A 16,459-nucleotide genomic window follows, 5' to 3' on the forward strand; every position below is an offset into this window, starting at 1 on the left:
CCCGCCCTGGCCAGCGGCACGGCAGCGGAACGCAGCTCAGCCCCGGACCACCAGCAGCGGGATCGTCATCTCCGCCGCGGTGTCCGAACCGTGGTACGCCACCAGCCGACTCGCCATCGGCGGCTCGGACCGAGTGGCCAGCACGGCGTAGCTGCCGTTGCAGAGCACGACCACGTCCCCGATCCGGCCCAGGTGCTCCTCGGGCACCGGGCCGAACCAGCCAGCCGCCACCAGCTCCGCCCGGGTGGTGACCCGGGCGGCAGCGCCGAGTACGGCCGACCAGGTGGCCACTACGTCGTCCAGGGCGCCGGGCCGCACGTGCAGGTAGCGAACTCGGGGCTCGCCGGCAACCACCGTCACACCGGTGCGTAGGCGCGGGTCGGTGTCCAGGTCGAACCGGTGCTCGGCGGGAATGTCGAGCTGACCGTGGTCGGCGGTGACCAGCAACGCCGCGTCCGGCGGTAGCCCCTCCACGAGACGAGCCACCAGCCGGTCGACATCGGCCGCGGCGGCGCGCCAGGGTGCCGAATCGACCCCGCTGAGATGGCCGTGCCGATCGAGATCCGGATGGTAGCCAGAGACCAGGGTGGGCCCGGACCCGGCCTTCAGCGCAGCCAGCATCTCCCGGCCCAACTCGGCGACGCCCGCCGCACCCCGGTAGTCGCCGCCCCGGTTGGCCGCCAGGGTGAGACCGCTACCGCCGAACTCGGGCCGGCTCACCACCGTCACCTGGACCCCGGCAGCCCGGGCCCGCTCCAGCTGGGTGGGGACGGGCTGCCAGCGCAGCGGCTCCGGGTCGCCGGCCCAGTCGATGTGGTTGAGCACCTGGTCGGTGCCGGGAACCCGCAGGGTGAACCCGAGCACGCCGTGCGCACCGGGGGCAGTGCCCGTGCCCAGGGTCACCAGGCTCGTCGGAGTCGTGGACGGAAAGCCGGAGGTGAGCGGCCGGCCGGCAGTTGCGGCCAACCCAGCCAGGTTCGGCGCGTACGGCGTGGCGGTGGGGATCTGATGCCAGCCGAGCCCATCCACCAACAGCACGGCGATCCGGCGCACACCGGCTAGCGCGGCGGTCAGGCCGAGCACGTCGGTCGCGCCGGGCACTCCCAGCACCGCGAGCGCGGCGGGCAGGATGTCAGCGAGGCTCGCCGCGCCGTACCGGGGGGCGAGGATCCCGAGCGGATCGCTCGCCCCGACGTCAACCGCGGCGGGCGAACCGGCGCTGGCCCCCGGCGACGGAGTGCCGGGCAGGCGGGTCTGCTCGGGTGGGCCGATCATGCTCGCCGACGGGCGAACAGGTGCAGCTGGGCGGCGAGGTCCCGCCAGGGCGGTTGGGCGGCGAGCTCCAGCTCCAACTCCAGCAGGGCGGCGGGCTGGCCGTCGGCGACCGCGGCGGGTAGCAGGTCGGTGAGGACGCGTACGCCGTGGATCTCCTCGACCTCCAGACCCGCGGCCGTGAGCAGCGCGGCCGCCTCATCGGCGGCGAAGCGCCGCCGCAGAGTGTCCCGGGGGCCGCCGGCTCCGGAGGAGCCGGCGGCGAGTAGTGCGGCGACATCCAACTGGCCGGTCATCGCCCGACCGAGCACCGCGGCGGCCCGCCCGGCGACCAGCGCGCTCGCGGCCCCGCCCGGGCGCAGCGCGCCGGCCAGTGCGGCGACCACCGCCGCCGGGTCGTCAACCACCTCCAGGACGGCGTGACAGAGCACCAGGTCCACGCTGGCCGGCTCCACGAGCCCGGCGAGCGCGTCACCGTCGCCCTGCACCGCGCGCACCCGGTCGGCGACCCCGGCGTCAGTAGCGCGGCGGGTCAGCGCGGCGAGCGCGTCGGGGTTGGCGTCCACGACAGTCACCCGGTGCCCAGCCTGGGCCAGTGGGACCGCAAAGCCGCCGGTGCCCCCACCCACGTCGAGTACGGTCAGGTCGGCGCCGGCACGACGGTCCAGCTCGGCGCGCAGCACCGACCAGATGACGGCGGTACGCGGGGTAAGCGGCGGGCCAGCGAGCCGCCCTCGGGTCTGCTCCACCTCGACCAGCCTAGTCACCACGTCCAGTCCCGTCCGGAACGGCTGGCCGGTCAGGACTCGCCGGCGGCGCCGACCTCCTCCTCGTGCCGCGAACGCACCGAGTTCGCCACCGGCCCCTCGGTGATCTCGTACTCCCGGGCCTCGGCGTGATGGGTGGGCACCCACCCGGTGCCGAGCCGGGTCCGGCTCGTGTTGGCCACCCCGCCGTTGTAGGCGTGATTCCCCGTCATCGGTTCGTCCCCTCGTACCGCGCGGGCCACGTTGCCAGCGCGGGCAGGAGTCTCCCGCCGCCCGGGGCGAAAAACCATAACCTGGATCACTTGACGATCACCGAAAGTCGCGTGCCGGCCGCCGAACCTGGAGTTCAAGCGGGTCCAGCCGGTCGGCGGTGAGGTTGATCACTCCCTCGTGCCGACGGAGGAGGCCCCGGACCACCAGCCCCCCGCTGCTCTTCGCCACCTGCCGATAGCGCTGCCACAACCCCGGGGAACAGGTGACGTTGAGCATCCCCGTCTCGTCCTCCAGGTTGAGGAAGGTGACCCCGCCCGCGGTTGCCGGACGCTGCCGATGGGTGACGATCCCGCCAACCCGAATCCGCCGACCCGGCTCCACCCGCGCGAGCCGGGCGATCGGCACCGCCCCCAGGGCGTCGAGCCGGTCCCGGACAAACCGGGCCGGATGACTCTCCGGCGACAGCCCGGTCGCCCAGACATCCGCGACGAGACGATCGACCGCCGCCATCCCGGGCAGCGTCGGCGCGACTGCGCCGGGCACGGTACCAGGCAGGCGGTCGGGATGCTCCTGGGCCGCCACCCCAGCGCTCCAGAGCGCCTGCCGTCGAGTCACGCCGAAACACGCGAAGGCATCCGCGGTGGCTAGCGCCTCCAGCTGCGTGGCGGTCAGACCCACCCGCCGGGCCAGGTCCGACATGTCCCGATACGGCCCGCGCGCTGCCCGCTCGGTCTCGATCCGCTCGGCCACCTCCACGCTGAGCGTACGCACGCTGCCCAGCCCGAGCCGAACCGCCGGACCACCCAGCCCCCACTCGTGCGGCGGCTCCCCCGGCTGGCTTCCCCACCGGGTGTTCGGGGTGGACTCCAGGACCGCCCCAGCACCGCTGGCATTGACATCCGGCCGACGGACCTCCACCCCGTGCCGACGAGCGTCATCCACCAGGGTCTGCGGCGAGTAGAACCCCATCGGTTGGGCGTTGAGCAGCGCGGCCAGGAACGGTGCCGGGTGATACCGCTTGAGCCAGGAGCTGGCGTAGACCAGGTAGGCGAAGCTCATCGCGTGGCTCTCCGGGAAGCCGTAGCTGGCGAACGCGGTGAGCTTGCGGTAGACATCGTCGGCCAGCTCACCGGTGACGCCCCGCTCGGCCATCCCGGCGTAGAGTCGATCGGCGATCCTGGCCATCCGCTCCGCCGACCGCTTGGCCCCCATCGCCCGGCGCAGCTGGTCCGCCTCCGCCGCGTCGAATCCGGCCAGGTCGATGGCGAGCTGCATGAGCTGCTCCTGGAACAGCGGCACACCCAAGGTCTTCTCCAGCGCGTTGCGCATCAGCGGATGCGGGAAGGTGACCGGCTCCTGGCCGTTCTTACGCCGGATGTACGGATGCACCGCGCCGCCCTGGATCGGGCCCGGCCGGATCAGCGCCACCTCCACCACCAGGTCGTAGAAGCAGCGGGGCTTGAGCCGGGGCAGGGTGGCCATCTGGGCACGGCTCTCCACCTGGAACACCCCGACCGAGTCGGCCCGGCAGAGCATGTCGTAGACCTCGGCATCGTCCAGGGTCATGTCGCCCAGCTCGAGCCGCGCCCCGATCATGTCGTAACCGTGGTGCAACGCGGCGAGCATGCCGAGGCCGAGCAGGTCGAACTTGACCAAACCGACGGCGGCGCAGTCGTCCTTGTCCCACTGGAGCACGCTCCGGCCGGGCATCCGCCCCCACTCCACCGGGCACACCTCGATCACCGGCCGGTCGCAGATCACCATGCCACCGGAGTGGATGCCCAGATGCCGGGGAAAGGTCTGCACCGCGTCGGCGTACGCCACCACCGACTCGGGGATGCCCTCGACATCGACCGCGGCGACCGAACCCCGCCGATCGATCTGTTTGCTCCAGGCGTCCTGCTGGCCGGGGGAGAATCCGAACGCCTTCGCCACGTCCCGCACCGCCGACCGGGGCCGGTACGAGATGACGTTGGCGACCTGAGCGGTGTGCTCCCGCCCGTACCGGGCGTAGACGTGTTGGATCACCTCCTCTCGACGGGAGGACTCGATGTCCACGTCAATGTCCGGTGGCCCATCCCGCTCCGGGGCGAGGAAGCGCTCGAAGAGCAGCCGGTGACGGACCGCGTCAACGTTGGTGATCCGTAACGCGTAGCAGACCGCCGAGTTCGCCGCCGACCCTCGGCCCTGACAGTAGATGTCCTGCTCACGGCAGAACGTGACGATGTCGTAGACCACCAGGAAGTAGCCGGGAAAGCCCAGTTCCTCGATCATGTTCAGCTCATGTTCAAGCTGCGCGTACGCCTCGGGGTGTGCCTCCGGTGGGCCGTAACGCTCACGTGCCCCCCGCGCCGTGAGATGACGCAGCCAGCTCATCTCGGTGTGCCCGGACGCCACCGGATACGCCGGTAGTGCCGGGGCGACGAGCTGTAGGTCGAAGGCGAGTTCCGCGCCGAACTCAGCGGCTCGGGCCACCGCCCCCGGATAGGCGGCGAACCGGGCCGCCATCTCGGCACCGCTGCGCAGGTGGGCGGTGCCGGCAGCGGGTAGCCAGCCGTCGATCTCGTCCAGGCTACGTCGGGCCCGGACCGCGGCGAGGGTGGTGGCCAGCCGACGCCGCCCCGGAGTGGCGTAGTGAACATTGTTGGTGGCCACTGTCGGTAGCCCGGCAGCCTCCGCCAGCTCGGCGAGGGCGTCGTTGCGGTCGGTGTCGACCGGGTGGCCGTGGTCGGTCAGCTCCACCGCGACCATCTCCGCGCCGAACAGCGCAGTCAGCCGATCCAGTTCCTGGGCCGCCGCGTCGACTCCCTCGGTGAGCAGCGCGGCCGGCACGTGGCCCTTACGGCAGCCGGTGAGCACCACCACGTGGTCCCGCAGCTCGGCCGCGACCTCCGCCAACTCCCCATAGACCGGACGGCCCTTCTCGCCACCGCGTAGCTGGGCCCGGGAGATGGTGGCGGCCAATCGGGCGTACCCCTCGTGGCCGTGGGCGAGCAGCAACAGGTGCCGCCCGAGCGGGTCCGGCTCGCCGTTGGGCGCGCCCGGCAGGTCGAGGGAGAGCTCCGCACCGAAGACCGTCGGCAGGTGCAGGGCACGCGCCGCCTCGGCAAAGCGCACCACGCCGTAGAAGCCATCGTGGTCGGTCACCGCTAGAGCGGTGAGCCCCAACCGGACGGCCTCCTCGGCCAACTCCTCCGGGTGGCTGGCACCGTCGAGGAAGCTGAAGTTGGTGTGCGTGTGCAGCTCGGCGTACGGCACCACATCGTCCGGGCGGGCTGTCACGGGCGGCGGATGGTACGGATGTCTGCCGGCCCGCGCGGGGGCGTCGCCGCCGTCGGCCGCCACCGCCAGCGGGTCCACCACGTGCAGATGCCGCTCGCCGTCTCGAGTACGCCGTTGCCCCCGGGTGGATTCGCCGCTGAGCACCCGCTCCAGCTCCGACCACGGCAAATCCGGGTTGTGGAAGCTCATCGGTGGCCGCCTGTGCCACGCAGCTCAGTCATAGCTCGCCTCCACCAGCCACCGGCCCCCCTCGACCGCGAGCAGCAGGGCGGCACCATCGGCGAGGCAGACCTGGAACCGGGCCCGCCGCCGGGCCTCCGCCGGTTCCCACCACCGCTCGTCAACCGGCCACGGACCAGTCCATCCGGTGATCGCCACCGGCCGGCCGGCCCCGATGGTGAGCCACGCCGGTGCCGCACTCACCGCCAGACGTGCGCTGACCACGACGGGCTCCTTGACGGTGTCCTGCACGGTAGCGGCCAGCGGCTCGGGGAGCACCACCGCTGGCGCCGGCGGCGGAAGCCGGCCCGGCCACGGCGGCTCCCCCGGCCGGGGCGGCAACCACCCCGACGTGGGGGACCCGGGGCGGGCCGACCGGCGTTCATCGCCCCACGGCACCAGGCGTACCTGGTCGGCCGGGGATCGCCCGCCGCCGAGTACCGCGGTGACCACCGCCTCGGGGCCAAGGAGACCCTGGATCCGGCTCAACGCCCGGTGGGCCCGGCCCCGCTCCTCCCCGGCCTCCCCCCACAGGCCGGGTTGTAGGGCCCCCAGCGCGACCACCCCGTCGGGCACCAGCCGTAGCCGGACGATGCCGGCGGTGGGCCGCACCGGTTCGGCACCCGACCGGCCACCGGAGAGCCACCCGTCGAGCTGCCACCGCGTCCGGTCGGCGATGGCGGCGGCGGTGAGCAGACCGTCGTGCCGCCAGGTTCGGTGCAGTTCCTGACCGTGCGCGGTCACCGCCTCAATACCGAGGCGGGTGCAGGCCAGCCCGTACTCGGCGAGGCGATCGTGCAGCCGCTCGGCCAACGCGCGGGCGACGAAGGCCGCCGCGTCAACCCGGTCGAGCGGTTCGTCCTGGTTCGCGGTCACCGTCAGGTCCACCGGAGGCCGCCGAACCGCAAGCGGACGATGATCCTGGCCCGCGGCCAGCCGGTGGGCCAGCGCACCGTCGGCGCCGAATCGGGCCAGCACGTCGCCGGGGGACAGCGCGGCGACATCGCCAAGGGTGCAGATACCGAGCCGACGCAGCAGGTCAGCCAGGGCCGGTCGGCCGAGCGCCTCGACTGGCTGGTCGGCGAGGAACCGCGGCGTCCCACCCGGGGGAATCACCTGGCCGGTACGGGCGGCCAGCCCGGCGGCGAACTCCCCGTCAGCGATGCCGACCTGGCTCTCCACCGCACAGGCCTGGGCGACGTGCTCGATGATTCGCTCCGCCGCCACCCCCTCACCGCCGAGGTGGCGGGCCGGGCCCCGGGCCGATACCGCGCACATCCCGGGGCGGACCACCGCCACCCCGGCCACCAACTCCTCGACCGCGGCCACCACCGGCTCGAACGCTCGCGCGTCCCGGGCAGGGTCGTGGGCGAGGACGGTGAGCCGGGGGCATCGGCTCTGCGCCTCCCGCCGCCGTAATCCTCGGCGCACTCCCCCGGCCCGGGCTGGCTCGGAGCAGGCGACCACCCGGTTGGCGTGCAGTACCGCGACCGGGTCGGTGGCGGGCACCCCCTCCACCAGCTCAGCGGCGACCACCGGCCAGTCCGGGCACCAGAGCACCATCGTGCGGAGCCCGGTCATGCCGAACCGGCCAGGGTGAGCGGCCGGGGCCCGTCGGTGGCCGGTGGCACCGCTCGGAGTCGGCCGGCACCGGAACGCCCCGTAGGCGAAGCCGCCCGGGTGCCACGGGTCGAATCCGGAACCACCTGGGTCGCACCAGCACCGGGCAGCCAGATCGTCACCTCCCGGGGACGGGTGGCGGCGCCCCGCCCCCGCGCCGCCACGGTGACCTCCCGCCGCCGCAGCCGGCCCCGACCGACACCGACTCCCTGCCAGACTCCCCGGGTCACCTGAAGGGTCAGGTCGGCGCCGTCCCACCGTCCGTACGGGACGAGGACGCTGCCCCGCTGCCGGGCCCGAGCCGCCAGCCGACTGGCGACCGATGTGGACACTGTGGCCGGGACGGCGGCGACCACGACATCCACCCCGTCGATCAGCGTGGCGACGACGGTGGCCCACTCTGGTCCCGGGTTCGGCACGAGGGCGAGCCGGTCCAGGGCGATCCCGAACTCGGCGGCGGCGATCGCCCCGAAGGTCGGCACCCCGACCACGGCACACCACGAGCCGGCCTGGGACGTCTCGGCGAGCAGCGCCAGGACCAGGGAGGTGGCGCCGCTGCGCCGGGGCTGGCCAGCGGCGACCGATATCGTGCTGCCGCGGCGTAGCCCCCGGTTGGGCAGCAGGCCGGTCAGTTCGGGGGCAACCGGCAGCACCCGCTGTCCCCCGATCGGGGCCGGCGCACTCGCCGGACGCACCAGACCCGCCAATGCGGCGGAACCGACCACCATACGGCCCGCCATCGGACCTACCCCCTGTCGTGCTGTCGTGCTGATGGACCAGTGCATTACAAATAGGTAAAGAACTAACAAAACGGACTTATCTGGAAGATTCTTCTACTACTGCCAGCACCCTCGGCGTCGCGGCTCGGGGTGCCCCCAGGCGGGGGGTGTCGCCGCGGCTCAGGCCGCCCGGCCACCGCCAAGGGACGGTGCTCGCGCCACACCAAGCGCGGCCTCCACCACCAGCACGAACTCCTCGGCGGCACGCAGCAGATCGTCGGCCTCCCGAGAGGTGACGACCCGCGGAATACCAGCCTCGGCAGCGGCGCGTTTACCGGCGGCCAGGACAAAGAACCGGGCCCACTCGTCGAGCTCGGGGGCAACACCGACGAGCAGGACCCAGACACTGGTAACCCGGCTACGCCGAGTCGGTACGGGGCGAGCACGGGCAGCGAGCAACGCCGCGGCGGCCCGCAGAGCAGCCAGGTGAGCCGCCGCGTAGCGGAGACCGTCAGGGCTGGTGCGGGCAGCTTCGGCGAGCCCGCGACGGGCCACCGTAAGGAGTTGGACAGGGGTGCGCTGCGGCAGCACGTGGGCCGGCACCGTTGGCGCCGGAGCTGGCTTGGTCGGCATGCTCTGTCTCCTCCAGGGGCCGAGGCGCCACCCGACGGAACTGATCCGCCGACGGACCGCCGGGTCGAGTGGTGCGGAGGAAGACGCACCGGCGGGGCCGACCGGGCGTGGACGCTTCCCCACACCACACCCGGCCGGCAGGACCAGCAGGTTCGTCGCCCGCCGCCGGGGGTCGAGGGCGGCGGGCGACGCTCCCGCCTGACGGGCCGGGGCTCGCGACTGCCCACAACCCTGGGCGCGACCCGCGGTGTCGCACCCGCCCGGAGCAGCGCCGCGAAACACCACTCCGGCTGTCGGAACGAGCATCCGAAGCAACAACCCTCGGTTAATCGAACACCCGTTCTAACTACTGCTGACAGTACACCCTCCCGCCGACAAAGACACAACGTGCGCCGCGGTCGCCGCACGTCGGACGGGTCGGATGCCGCCGCACCACCGCAGTCAACCTGGCGGCCTGACCGCCGTGGTCGCCACCTCGGGCTCGCCCGCCCACCGACCACCACCGCTGGCGTGGCCAACGAAACCGCCTGGGGCGCACCGGGAAGAATGGTCGGATGCACCCACACCCGAAAGTACGGGCGACACAGGAGGCGCTGGACGGCGCTGGCGTACTCGACGGCTCTGGCGCACCCAGCCTCGTCCGCCTGCTGCCCGACGCCGTCCACACCGCCGCGGCAGCCGCCGCCGCACTCGATGTCGAGGTCGGCCAGATCGCCAACTCCCTGGTCTTCGAGACAGACGACGGGCCGCTGCTGGTGCTGACCTCCGGGGCACACCGGGTGGACACCGTCGGCCTCGCCGCGGCGATCGGCGTCACCCGACTCCGGCGGGCCACGCCGGAGTTCGTCCGCGAACACACCGGACAGGTCATCGGTGGCGTCGCCCCGGTCGGCCACCCCCGGCCACTGCGCACCCTGGTGGACACCACCCTCGACAAGTACGACGAGATCTGGGCTGCCGGCGGCGTACCCCGCGCGGTCTTCCCCACCACCTATCCGGAGCTGCTGCGGGTAACCGGCGGCACACCGGCCGAGGTGGCGTGAGCGGGCTTGTCGAACGAGCCCCGCCCGGTCAACCGCCGGGCGCCGGTCCCCGAGTTGGTCACCCTGCACGTGTGGCGGACCAGCCGAGCCGGGCTGCCCCGGGCGCTGGCCCGGATGGCGGTCGATCCGCGCCGGCTCCGCGCGCTGCCCGGCGTCCGCTTCGCCAAACTGCTCGGCACCGGGGCCGGCACCGGCTTCGGTCCCCGCGACGCGGACCTGACCCGGTGGGCGGCGCTGACGGTGTGGGACTCCCCCGCCGCGGCCACCGGCTTCGCCGACTCCCGGGTGGGACGGGCCTGGACGCGCATCGCCCGCGCCGCCGTCCGAATCGACCTACGCCCGCTCACCAGCCGGGGCGAATGGTCCGGCCGGCAGCCGTTCGGCGACCCGCCAGGCGGGCGATCCAACGGCCCGGTGCTGGCACTGACCCGGGCCCGGCTCCGCCCCGCCCGAGCGGTCGCCTTCTGGCGGGCGGTACCCCCCGTGGCCCACGCGCTGCACACCGCACCCGGCCTGCTCGCCCGCTTCGGGGTCGGCGAGGCGCCGCTGGGCTGGCAGGGCACGGTCAGCGTGTGGCGCACCCCGGCGGAGCTCGTCGCATTCGCGTACCGTCACCCCGAGCATCGTGCCGCGATCATGCGAACCCCCACTGAGGGGTGGTACGCGGAGGAACTCTTCGCCCGTTTCGAGGTACGCGACGTGGTCGGTGACCGGACGGTGCTGGGCTGGACCACGGGCGGCGAGACGAAGGTGGGGACGGTATGAGGCTGGTGCGGTGGACACCGGACGACCTCGTTCGGCGACTGGACGACGTGGTGGCCGTCTACGGCGAGGCGATGGGATACCGCGCCGACCTGCTCAAGGCGCGGCGCGGCTACATCGCCTCCCACGTCCGCCGCCCGGGCTTCCGCGCTGTCGCCAGCCTCACCTCCGAAGGCCACCTGGCCGGATTCGGCTACGGATACCACGGGAGGCCCGGCCAGTGGTGGCACGACCAGGTAGGGCGGATGCTGGACCCGGCCACCCGCCGCCGCTGGCTGGCCAGCTGCTTCGAGGTGGTCGAGCTACATGTCCGACCGCCCGCACAGGGGCACGGGCTGGGTGCCGGCCAGCTGCGCGCCCTGCTCGGGATAGCGGAGGGGAGTACCACCCTGTTGTCCACCCCGGAGGCAGACGAGCAACGCTCCCGGGCCTGGCGACTGTACCGACGCTTCGGCTTCGTTGACGTCCTGCGCGACTTCCGCTTCCCCGGTGACGAACGACTGTTCGGGGTGCTCGGCCGGGACCTGCCGCTCCCTCCACCCGCCGCCTCCGGAAGGGCCCCCACATGACCCGGCCCACCGCCCTACCGGGGAACACCCTCCGGATCGTCTGGGCGCTGTTGGCCGTGCTGGTGCTGGCGCAGATCTGCTACCCCCTGACCACGGGGCAGACCCGAGCCCGGCTGACCGTCGCCACAGTCCTGCTCGGCTACCTGCTCTCGGTTGGTCACACGCTGCTCAGCCGGGGTCCCCGGACAGCGGCAGCGTTGCTCGCCGTGGTCACCGGCGGCGGCTTCGCCATCGAGGCGCTCGGCGTGGCCACCGGGTTCCCGTTCGGCAGCTACGACTACGCGGAACAGCTCGGGCCGAAGCTGGCCGGGGTGCCGCTGATCATCCCACTCGCCTGGACCTGGATGGCCTGGCCCGCCTGGCTGACCGCGGTCCGCCTCACCGGCGGCGGGCCGACCAGGGGCACCGGGCCGGCTGTCCGCCGAATTGCGCTGGCAGCGGTCGGACTGGCCGCCTGGGATCTCTTCCTCGACCCGCAGATGGTCGCCGAGGGGCACTGGGCCTGGCGGAACGCCACCCCCGCGCTGCCCGGCCTGCCCGGCATCCCCATCAGCAACTACCTGGGCTGGCTGCTCTTCGCGGTGCTGGTGATGGCCGCCCTGCGGCCACTGGCCGGCACCGCCGTGGCCACCACCGACAGCCGCGACGCTCCGATGCTCGCGCTCTATCTGTGGACGTACGGCTCCAGCGTGCTGGCCCACGCCGTCTTCCTCGACCTGCCCGCCTCGGCCGGGTGGGGCGCAGCGGTTATGGCGCTGACCGCGGTGCCGCTGGCGGTGACGCTGCTGCCCCGACGCCTCCGGCCGACGCTGCTGCCCCGACGCGGCCGGACGACACCAGTGGGCCGGCGACGTCGCGCCGACACATCGGTATGAGCGATCCGGCCCGGCGTCTCGCCGCCGGCCCCCGCCGAGGTGGGGCGCCGACATGATCCTGTTGCTGGCGATACTGGCCGGCGTGGCCGCGCTGACCACACACGCCCTGGTCAACGCCGGCCGTTGGCTGCGCCGCCCGGTCGGGACGCCGGCGCTGGTGACCGAACCGGTGGCGGTGCTGCTGCCGCTGCGCAACGAGGCCGCCCGAGTCACCCCGTGTCTGCGCGCACTGCTGGCCCAGCGCGGTGTGCCACAGCTACAGATCGTGGTGCTCGACGACGGGTCAACCGACGGCACCCACGAGGTCGTCCGCACGGTCGCCGGCGACGACCCCCGGGTCACCCTGCTCGACGGCGACGCTCCACCGCCGGGTTGGCTGGGCAAGCCGCACGCCTGCTGGCAGCTCGCCGCCCGGGCCGACCCGGCCGCCACCGTGTTGGTCTTCGTCGACGCCGACGTGGTGCTCGCCCCCCACGCCGTGGCCGCGGCGGTCTGCGAGCTACGGGCCGCGCGGGTGGCGCTGCTGTCGCCGTACCCCCGAATCCTGGTTGCGACGGTGGCAGACCGGCTGGTTCAGCCGTTGTTGCAGTGGTTGTGGCTGACGTTCCTGCCGCTGCCCGCGATGGAGCGGTCGGCCCGGCCGTCCCTGGCCGCGGCCGGTGGGCAGTTCCTGGTCGTAGACCGGGCCGGGTACACCACCGCAGGTGGACACGCGGCGGTGTCCGACCGGGTCCTGGAGGATCTCGAGTTGGCCCGGGCGGTCAAGCGGTCCGGCGGCCAGATCGCCCTCGCCGACGGCTCACAGCTGGCCACCTGCCGGATGTACGACGACTGGCCACAGCTACGCGACGGCTACTCGAAGTCGCTGTGGGCCTCGTTCGGTCGTCCCTCGGCGGCAGCCACGGTGGTCGCGCTGCTGCTGCTGCTCTACACCGCCCCGGCGCTGGTCGCCGTGGCCGCGCTGATCGGCGGTGCGCCGGGGGCAGCCGCCGTCGCCGCCGGAGCCTACCTGCTCGGGGTCGCCGGGCGGGTGATCAGCGCCCGGGCGACCGGCGGTCGGTGGTGGCCGGACGCGTTGGGGCACCCCGCGTCGGTAGCGGTTCTCGGTTGGCTGACCCTGCGGTCGTACCATCTGCGGAAGCGACGGCGCCTGAGCTGGCGGGGCCGTCCGGTCGGCTAGGAGGCACACCATGGCGCGAGTCGTGATCGTCGGCGCCGGGGTGGGTGGCCTGGCCACCGCCGCCCGACTGGCCACCACCGGGCACCAGGTCACCCTCCTGGAGCAGGGTGACACGGTGGGCGGCAAGCTCGGCCGGTACGTACACGACACGCCCGCCGGCCCCTTCCACTTCGACACCGGGCCCAGCCTGCTGACCCTGCCCCAGGTATTCCACGACCTGTTCGAGGCCACCGGAGCGAAGCTCGACGAATACCTGGACCCGGTCCCACTCGACCCGATCGTGCGACACGTCTTCCCCCAGGGTGGACCAATGCTCGATTCATGCGCCGACTCCGACGAGTTCGCCGCCCGCATCGGCGCGGCCTTCGGCGAGCGGGCCGCCGCCCAGTGGCGGCGCCTCTGGCGGCGTGCCGAGCGGGTCTGGACGGCCTCGGAACGGGATGTCCTGCGCCGCCGGGTCGACTCGCCCCGAGACCTGGCGATGCTGGCCTGGCGGCTGGGTGACCTGGCCGCTATCGGGCCGGGCCGCACGCTACGTGGACTCGGCCGCGCCCACCTGTCCGACCCCCGGCTCCGGATGCTGCTCGACCGGTACGCGACGTACGCCGGAACCGACCCGCGCCGGGCGCCGGCGGCCCTCGTCGCCGTCCCGTACGCCGAGCTGGCCTTCGGCGGTTGGTACCTCCGCGGCGGCCTGGGCACCCTCGCCGACGCCCTGCTGACCCGCTGCCTGGACCTCGGGGTGGTGGTTCGGACCGGCGTCCGGGTCACCCGGATCGACGCGGCGGGCGGACGGGTGCACGGCGTACGCCTCGCCGGCGTGAACGCCCCCGTGCCGGCCGATGTGGTGGTGTCCAACGTTGACGCGCTCACCCTCTACCAGGACCTGCTGCCCACCCCACGACGACTGGCCGCGTTGACCGACCGCAGCCTCGCCGGCTTCGTGCTGCTGCTCGGCGTGCGCGGGGACTCTGGGCTGGCCCACCACAACGTCTTCTTCCCCGACGGCTACGACGGCGAGTTCGACGCGGTCTTCGGGGCACCCGGGCGGGGGGTTCGGGCGCGCCCGGCCCCGGACCCGACGGTCTTTGTCACCGTGGCCGCCGACGAGGCGGTCCGCCCGGCTGGGCACGAGGCGTGGTTCGTGCTGGTCAACGCCGCTCGGCAGGGCACCGCTGCCGCTGCTGTCGACTGGCGACGCCCCGGCCTCGCCGAGGCGTACGCGGACCGGATCCTGGACGTGTTGGCCGCGCGGGGAGTCGACGTACGGGACCGGCTGCTGTTCCGGGAGATTCGTACGCCGGCCGACCTGGGCACTGCGACGGGCACACCGGGCGGCGCGATCTACGGCACCACGGGCAGCCTGCTCCGCCCACCAAACCGGGGACCGGGCCGTGGGCTGTGGCTGGTCGGTGGCTCCTGCCATCCGGGCGGGGGGCTGCCGATGGTCGCCCTCTCCGCCCAGATCGTCGCCGACTCCATCGGCCCTGCCTGGTAGCGGGTAGGCGCGGTCCGCCGATACGCCTACCGCACGGTGTCCCGGCTCGCAGGCGGCTCCGGTGGCCGTTCCCCGCACCTCGAACCCGGCTCCGGGGCCGCGAGCGTCAGCCGACGTTGATCAGTGCGCCCCGGACGGCGGCCATAAGCTGTCCGAGGCCGAAGCCGGCCAGTAGCGCCCAGACCGCGCTCGCCATGGTGATGGTGCCCGCGGCCAGGTCCGGCTCGATCAACCCGGCCAGCCCGGCCAGCAGCAGGCCGACCAGGGCCACCACGACCCGGGTCGGCCGCTCCCCCACAGTCACCGCACCGATCTCTCGCATTCCGGCGGAGGTTGCCCGGGCCCGCACGTACTCATGCAGCCAGGAGAGCGCACCACCGGCGGCCACCAGCGCGCCGGGCGCGCCGAGCAGCCAGAACGCGACCAGCCAGGCCGCCTCACCGAGCCGGTCAGCCACCGAGTCGTAGACGTACCCGAGCCGGGTGGTGCGGTTGCTCACCACCGCGACCGCGCCATCGAGACTGTCCGCCACCGAGGCGAGCAGCACCAGCAACGCGCCGAGGAAGGGCCCGTTCTGTGGGCGTACCGCGACCAGCGGCACGCCGAAGCAGAGCAGCACCCCGGCGACGGTGACCGCGGTCGGGGTGACCCGCAGCCGACCCAGCACGTAGCCCCCGTGGTACGCGAGACGCAGCCAGGCACGGACGGGCGGGGCCGCGGTGCGCGGATCGAACCCACCGTGCAGGCGCGCCCAGGCCGTGGCGTACTGGTCCCAGTTCAGCTGTCTGCCCACCACGGATCAACCGTCGCACCGATCGCACGGTGTCGTGGCGCGTCTGGTCACCCTGGGGTGCTGACTCGCAGATTCCGCCAGATCTCCCGGGTCGCTGTGGACCGGTTGAAGGTGATGAAGTGGATGCCGGGAACCCCCTCGTCCAACAGCCGCTGACACATCTCGCTGGCCTGCTCGACACCGAGCTGGCGGACCGCCTCCGGGTCATCCGCCACCCGCTCGAAGCGCGCGGCCAGGGCCGGCGGGAACGGCGCGCCGGAGAGCTGCTCCGACCGCTCGATGGTGTTGATCTTCGTTACCGGCATCACACCGGGGATGAGCGGTGTGTCACAGCCCGCCACGACCACCCGGTCCCGCAGCCGAAGGTACTCATCCGCGTCGAAGAACATCTGAGTGATCGCGAACTCGGCTCCGGCCCGGCACTTGCGGACGAAGTACGCCGTGTCGGAGTCGATGTCGGGCGAGCGGGGGTGCTTGTACGGGAAGGCGGCAACGCCGACGCTGAAGTCACCCGCGTCGCGGACCAGGCGGACCAGGTCCTCCGCGTAGTCCACGCCGTCCGGGTGTGGGATCCACTCGCCGGTGGGGTCGCCGGGCGGATCGCCGCGCACGGCGAGCACGTTACGCACGCCCGCAGCAGCCAACCGTCCGATCACGTGACGCAGCTCGGCCACCGAGTGGTTGACTGCGGTCAGGTGCGCCATCGGCAGCAGCGTGGTCTCGGTGGCGACCCGTTCGGTAACCGCCACGGTCGTGTCCCGGGTTGAGCCACCGGCGCCGTAGGTGATCGAGACGAACGACGGACGCAGCGACTCCAGCTCCCGAATGGCCTGCCAGAGCAGCCGCTCGCCCTGCGCTGTCTTCGGGGGCATGAACTCGAAGGAGAAGGTCGGCCGGCGGTCGCGGATCAGCTCCCCGATCGCCGGCTGCGGATTGGGGAGAACCGATGGAAGACCAAGCGCCACGCCATGACTCTAGCGGCGTACGGCCGCGTTCCCTAGACCTTTCCCCACC

Annotated in this window: 15 protein-coding genes; 6 read left to right on the top strand and 9 right to left on the bottom strand. The window is 73.2% G+C overall.

Annotated features, from left to right (window positions below):
- Positions 1–36: 36 nt before the first annotated feature.
- From SALPAC6_RS0101605 to SALPAC6_RS0101635, 7 genes are all read right to left on the bottom strand, one after another.
- The gene (locus SALPAC6_RS0101605; protein ID WP_018251700.1) at positions 37–1,275 is read right to left on the bottom strand and encodes an alkaline phosphatase family protein; all 1,239 of its coding nucleotides are present in this window, start codon (positions 1,273–1,275) and stop codon (positions 37–39) included.
- Positions 1,272–2,042, bottom strand: a complete 771-nt coding sequence (locus tag SALPAC6_RS0101610; RefSeq protein ID WP_018251701.1) for a class I SAM-dependent methyltransferase — start codon at positions 2,040–2,042, stop codon at positions 1,272–1,274. The genes SALPAC6_RS0101605 and SALPAC6_RS0101610 overlap by 4 nt, the downstream gene beginning before the upstream one ends.
- Before the next feature lie 29 nt (positions 2,043–2,071).
- Positions 2,072–2,251, bottom strand: coding sequence for a hypothetical protein (locus tag SALPAC6_RS0101615; protein WP_018251702.1), 180 nt, complete (start codon positions 2,249–2,251; stop codon positions 2,072–2,074).
- 97 nt (positions 2,252–2,348) lie between these two features.
- A complete protein-coding gene (locus SALPAC6_RS0101620) occupies positions 2,349–5,723 on the bottom strand; it encodes an error-prone DNA polymerase (RefSeq protein ID WP_018251703.1) in 3,375 nt (1,124 codons plus the stop codon).
- Between the two features lie 24 nt (positions 5,724–5,747).
- Positions 5,748–7,334: a DNA polymerase Y family protein gene (locus SALPAC6_RS0101625; protein WP_018251704.1), complete on the bottom strand. Its 1,587-nt coding sequence runs from the start codon at positions 7,332–7,334 to the stop codon at positions 5,748–5,750.
- Positions 7,331–8,113, bottom strand: a complete 783-nt coding sequence (locus SALPAC6_RS0101630; protein WP_026189233.1) for a hypothetical protein — start codon at positions 8,111–8,113, stop codon at positions 7,331–7,333. The genes SALPAC6_RS0101625 and SALPAC6_RS0101630 overlap by 4 nt, the downstream gene beginning before the upstream one ends.
- A gap of 159 nt (positions 8,114–8,272) precedes the next feature.
- The gene (locus SALPAC6_RS0101635) at positions 8,273–8,725 is read right to left on the bottom strand and encodes an SAV_6107 family HEPN domain-containing protein (protein ID WP_018251706.1); all 453 of its coding nucleotides are present in this window, start codon (positions 8,723–8,725) and stop codon (positions 8,273–8,275) included.
- Between the two features lie 554 nt (positions 8,726–9,279).
- On the opposite strand from SALPAC6_RS0101635, the gene SALPAC6_RS0101640 reads away from it, so the two are divergent.
- The 6 genes from SALPAC6_RS0101640 to SALPAC6_RS0101665 are packed head-to-tail and all read left to right on the top strand — an operon-like array spanning position 9,280 to position 14,652.
- Positions 9,280–9,768, top strand: coding sequence for a YbaK/EbsC family protein (locus SALPAC6_RS0101640; protein ID WP_018251707.1), 489 nt, complete (start codon positions 9,280–9,282; stop codon positions 9,766–9,768).
- Between the two features lie 6 nt (positions 9,769–9,774).
- Complete coding sequence (locus tag SALPAC6_RS0101645) at positions 9,775–10,533, top strand: hypothetical protein (RefSeq protein ID WP_018251708.1); 759 nt, start codon at positions 9,775–9,777, stop codon at positions 10,531–10,533.
- The gene (locus SALPAC6_RS0101650; RefSeq protein ID WP_018251709.1) at positions 10,530–11,099 is read left to right on the top strand and encodes a GNAT family N-acetyltransferase; all 570 of its coding nucleotides are present in this window, start codon (positions 10,530–10,532) and stop codon (positions 11,097–11,099) included. The genes SALPAC6_RS0101645 and SALPAC6_RS0101650 overlap by 4 nt, the downstream gene beginning before the upstream one ends.
- Positions 11,096–11,974 (top strand): carotenoid biosynthesis protein, encoded by an 879-nt coding sequence (locus tag SALPAC6_RS0101655; RefSeq protein ID WP_018251710.1) that lies wholly within the window; start codon positions 11,096–11,098, stop codon positions 11,972–11,974. The genes SALPAC6_RS0101650 and SALPAC6_RS0101655 overlap by 4 nt, the downstream gene beginning before the upstream one ends.
- Positions 11,975–12,026: 52 nt before the next feature.
- Positions 12,027–13,154, top strand: coding sequence for a glycosyltransferase (locus SALPAC6_RS0101660; RefSeq protein WP_018251711.1), 1,128 nt, complete (start codon positions 12,027–12,029; stop codon positions 13,152–13,154).
- A 10-nt stretch (positions 13,155–13,164) separates the two neighbouring features.
- Positions 13,165–14,652, top strand: coding sequence for a phytoene desaturase family protein (locus SALPAC6_RS0101665; RefSeq protein WP_018251712.1), 1,488 nt, complete (start codon positions 13,165–13,167; stop codon positions 14,650–14,652).
- A gap of 106 nt (positions 14,653–14,758) precedes the next feature.
- Here the strand turns inward: SALPAC6_RS0101665 and SALPAC6_RS0101670 are convergent, their stop codons facing one another.
- Both SALPAC6_RS0101670 and metF read right to left on the bottom strand, forming a co-directional pair.
- Entirely contained in the window at positions 14,759–15,448 is a 690-nt protein-coding gene (locus tag SALPAC6_RS0101670; RefSeq protein WP_018251713.1) for a CDP-alcohol phosphatidyltransferase family protein, read from the bottom strand.
- Between the two features lie 44 nt (positions 15,449–15,492).
- Positions 15,493–16,410: a methylenetetrahydrofolate reductase [NAD(P)H] gene (gene metF, locus SALPAC6_RS0101675; RefSeq protein WP_018251714.1), complete on the bottom strand. Its 918-nt coding sequence runs from the start codon at positions 16,408–16,410 to the stop codon at positions 15,493–15,495.
- Positions 16,411–16,459 lie beyond the last annotated feature (49 nt).

Origin of the sequence: Salinispora mooreana (genome assembly GCF_000379065.1) — a bacterium.
GTDB lineage: Bacteria > Actinomycetota > Actinomycetes > Mycobacteriales > Micromonosporaceae > Micromonospora > Micromonospora mooreana.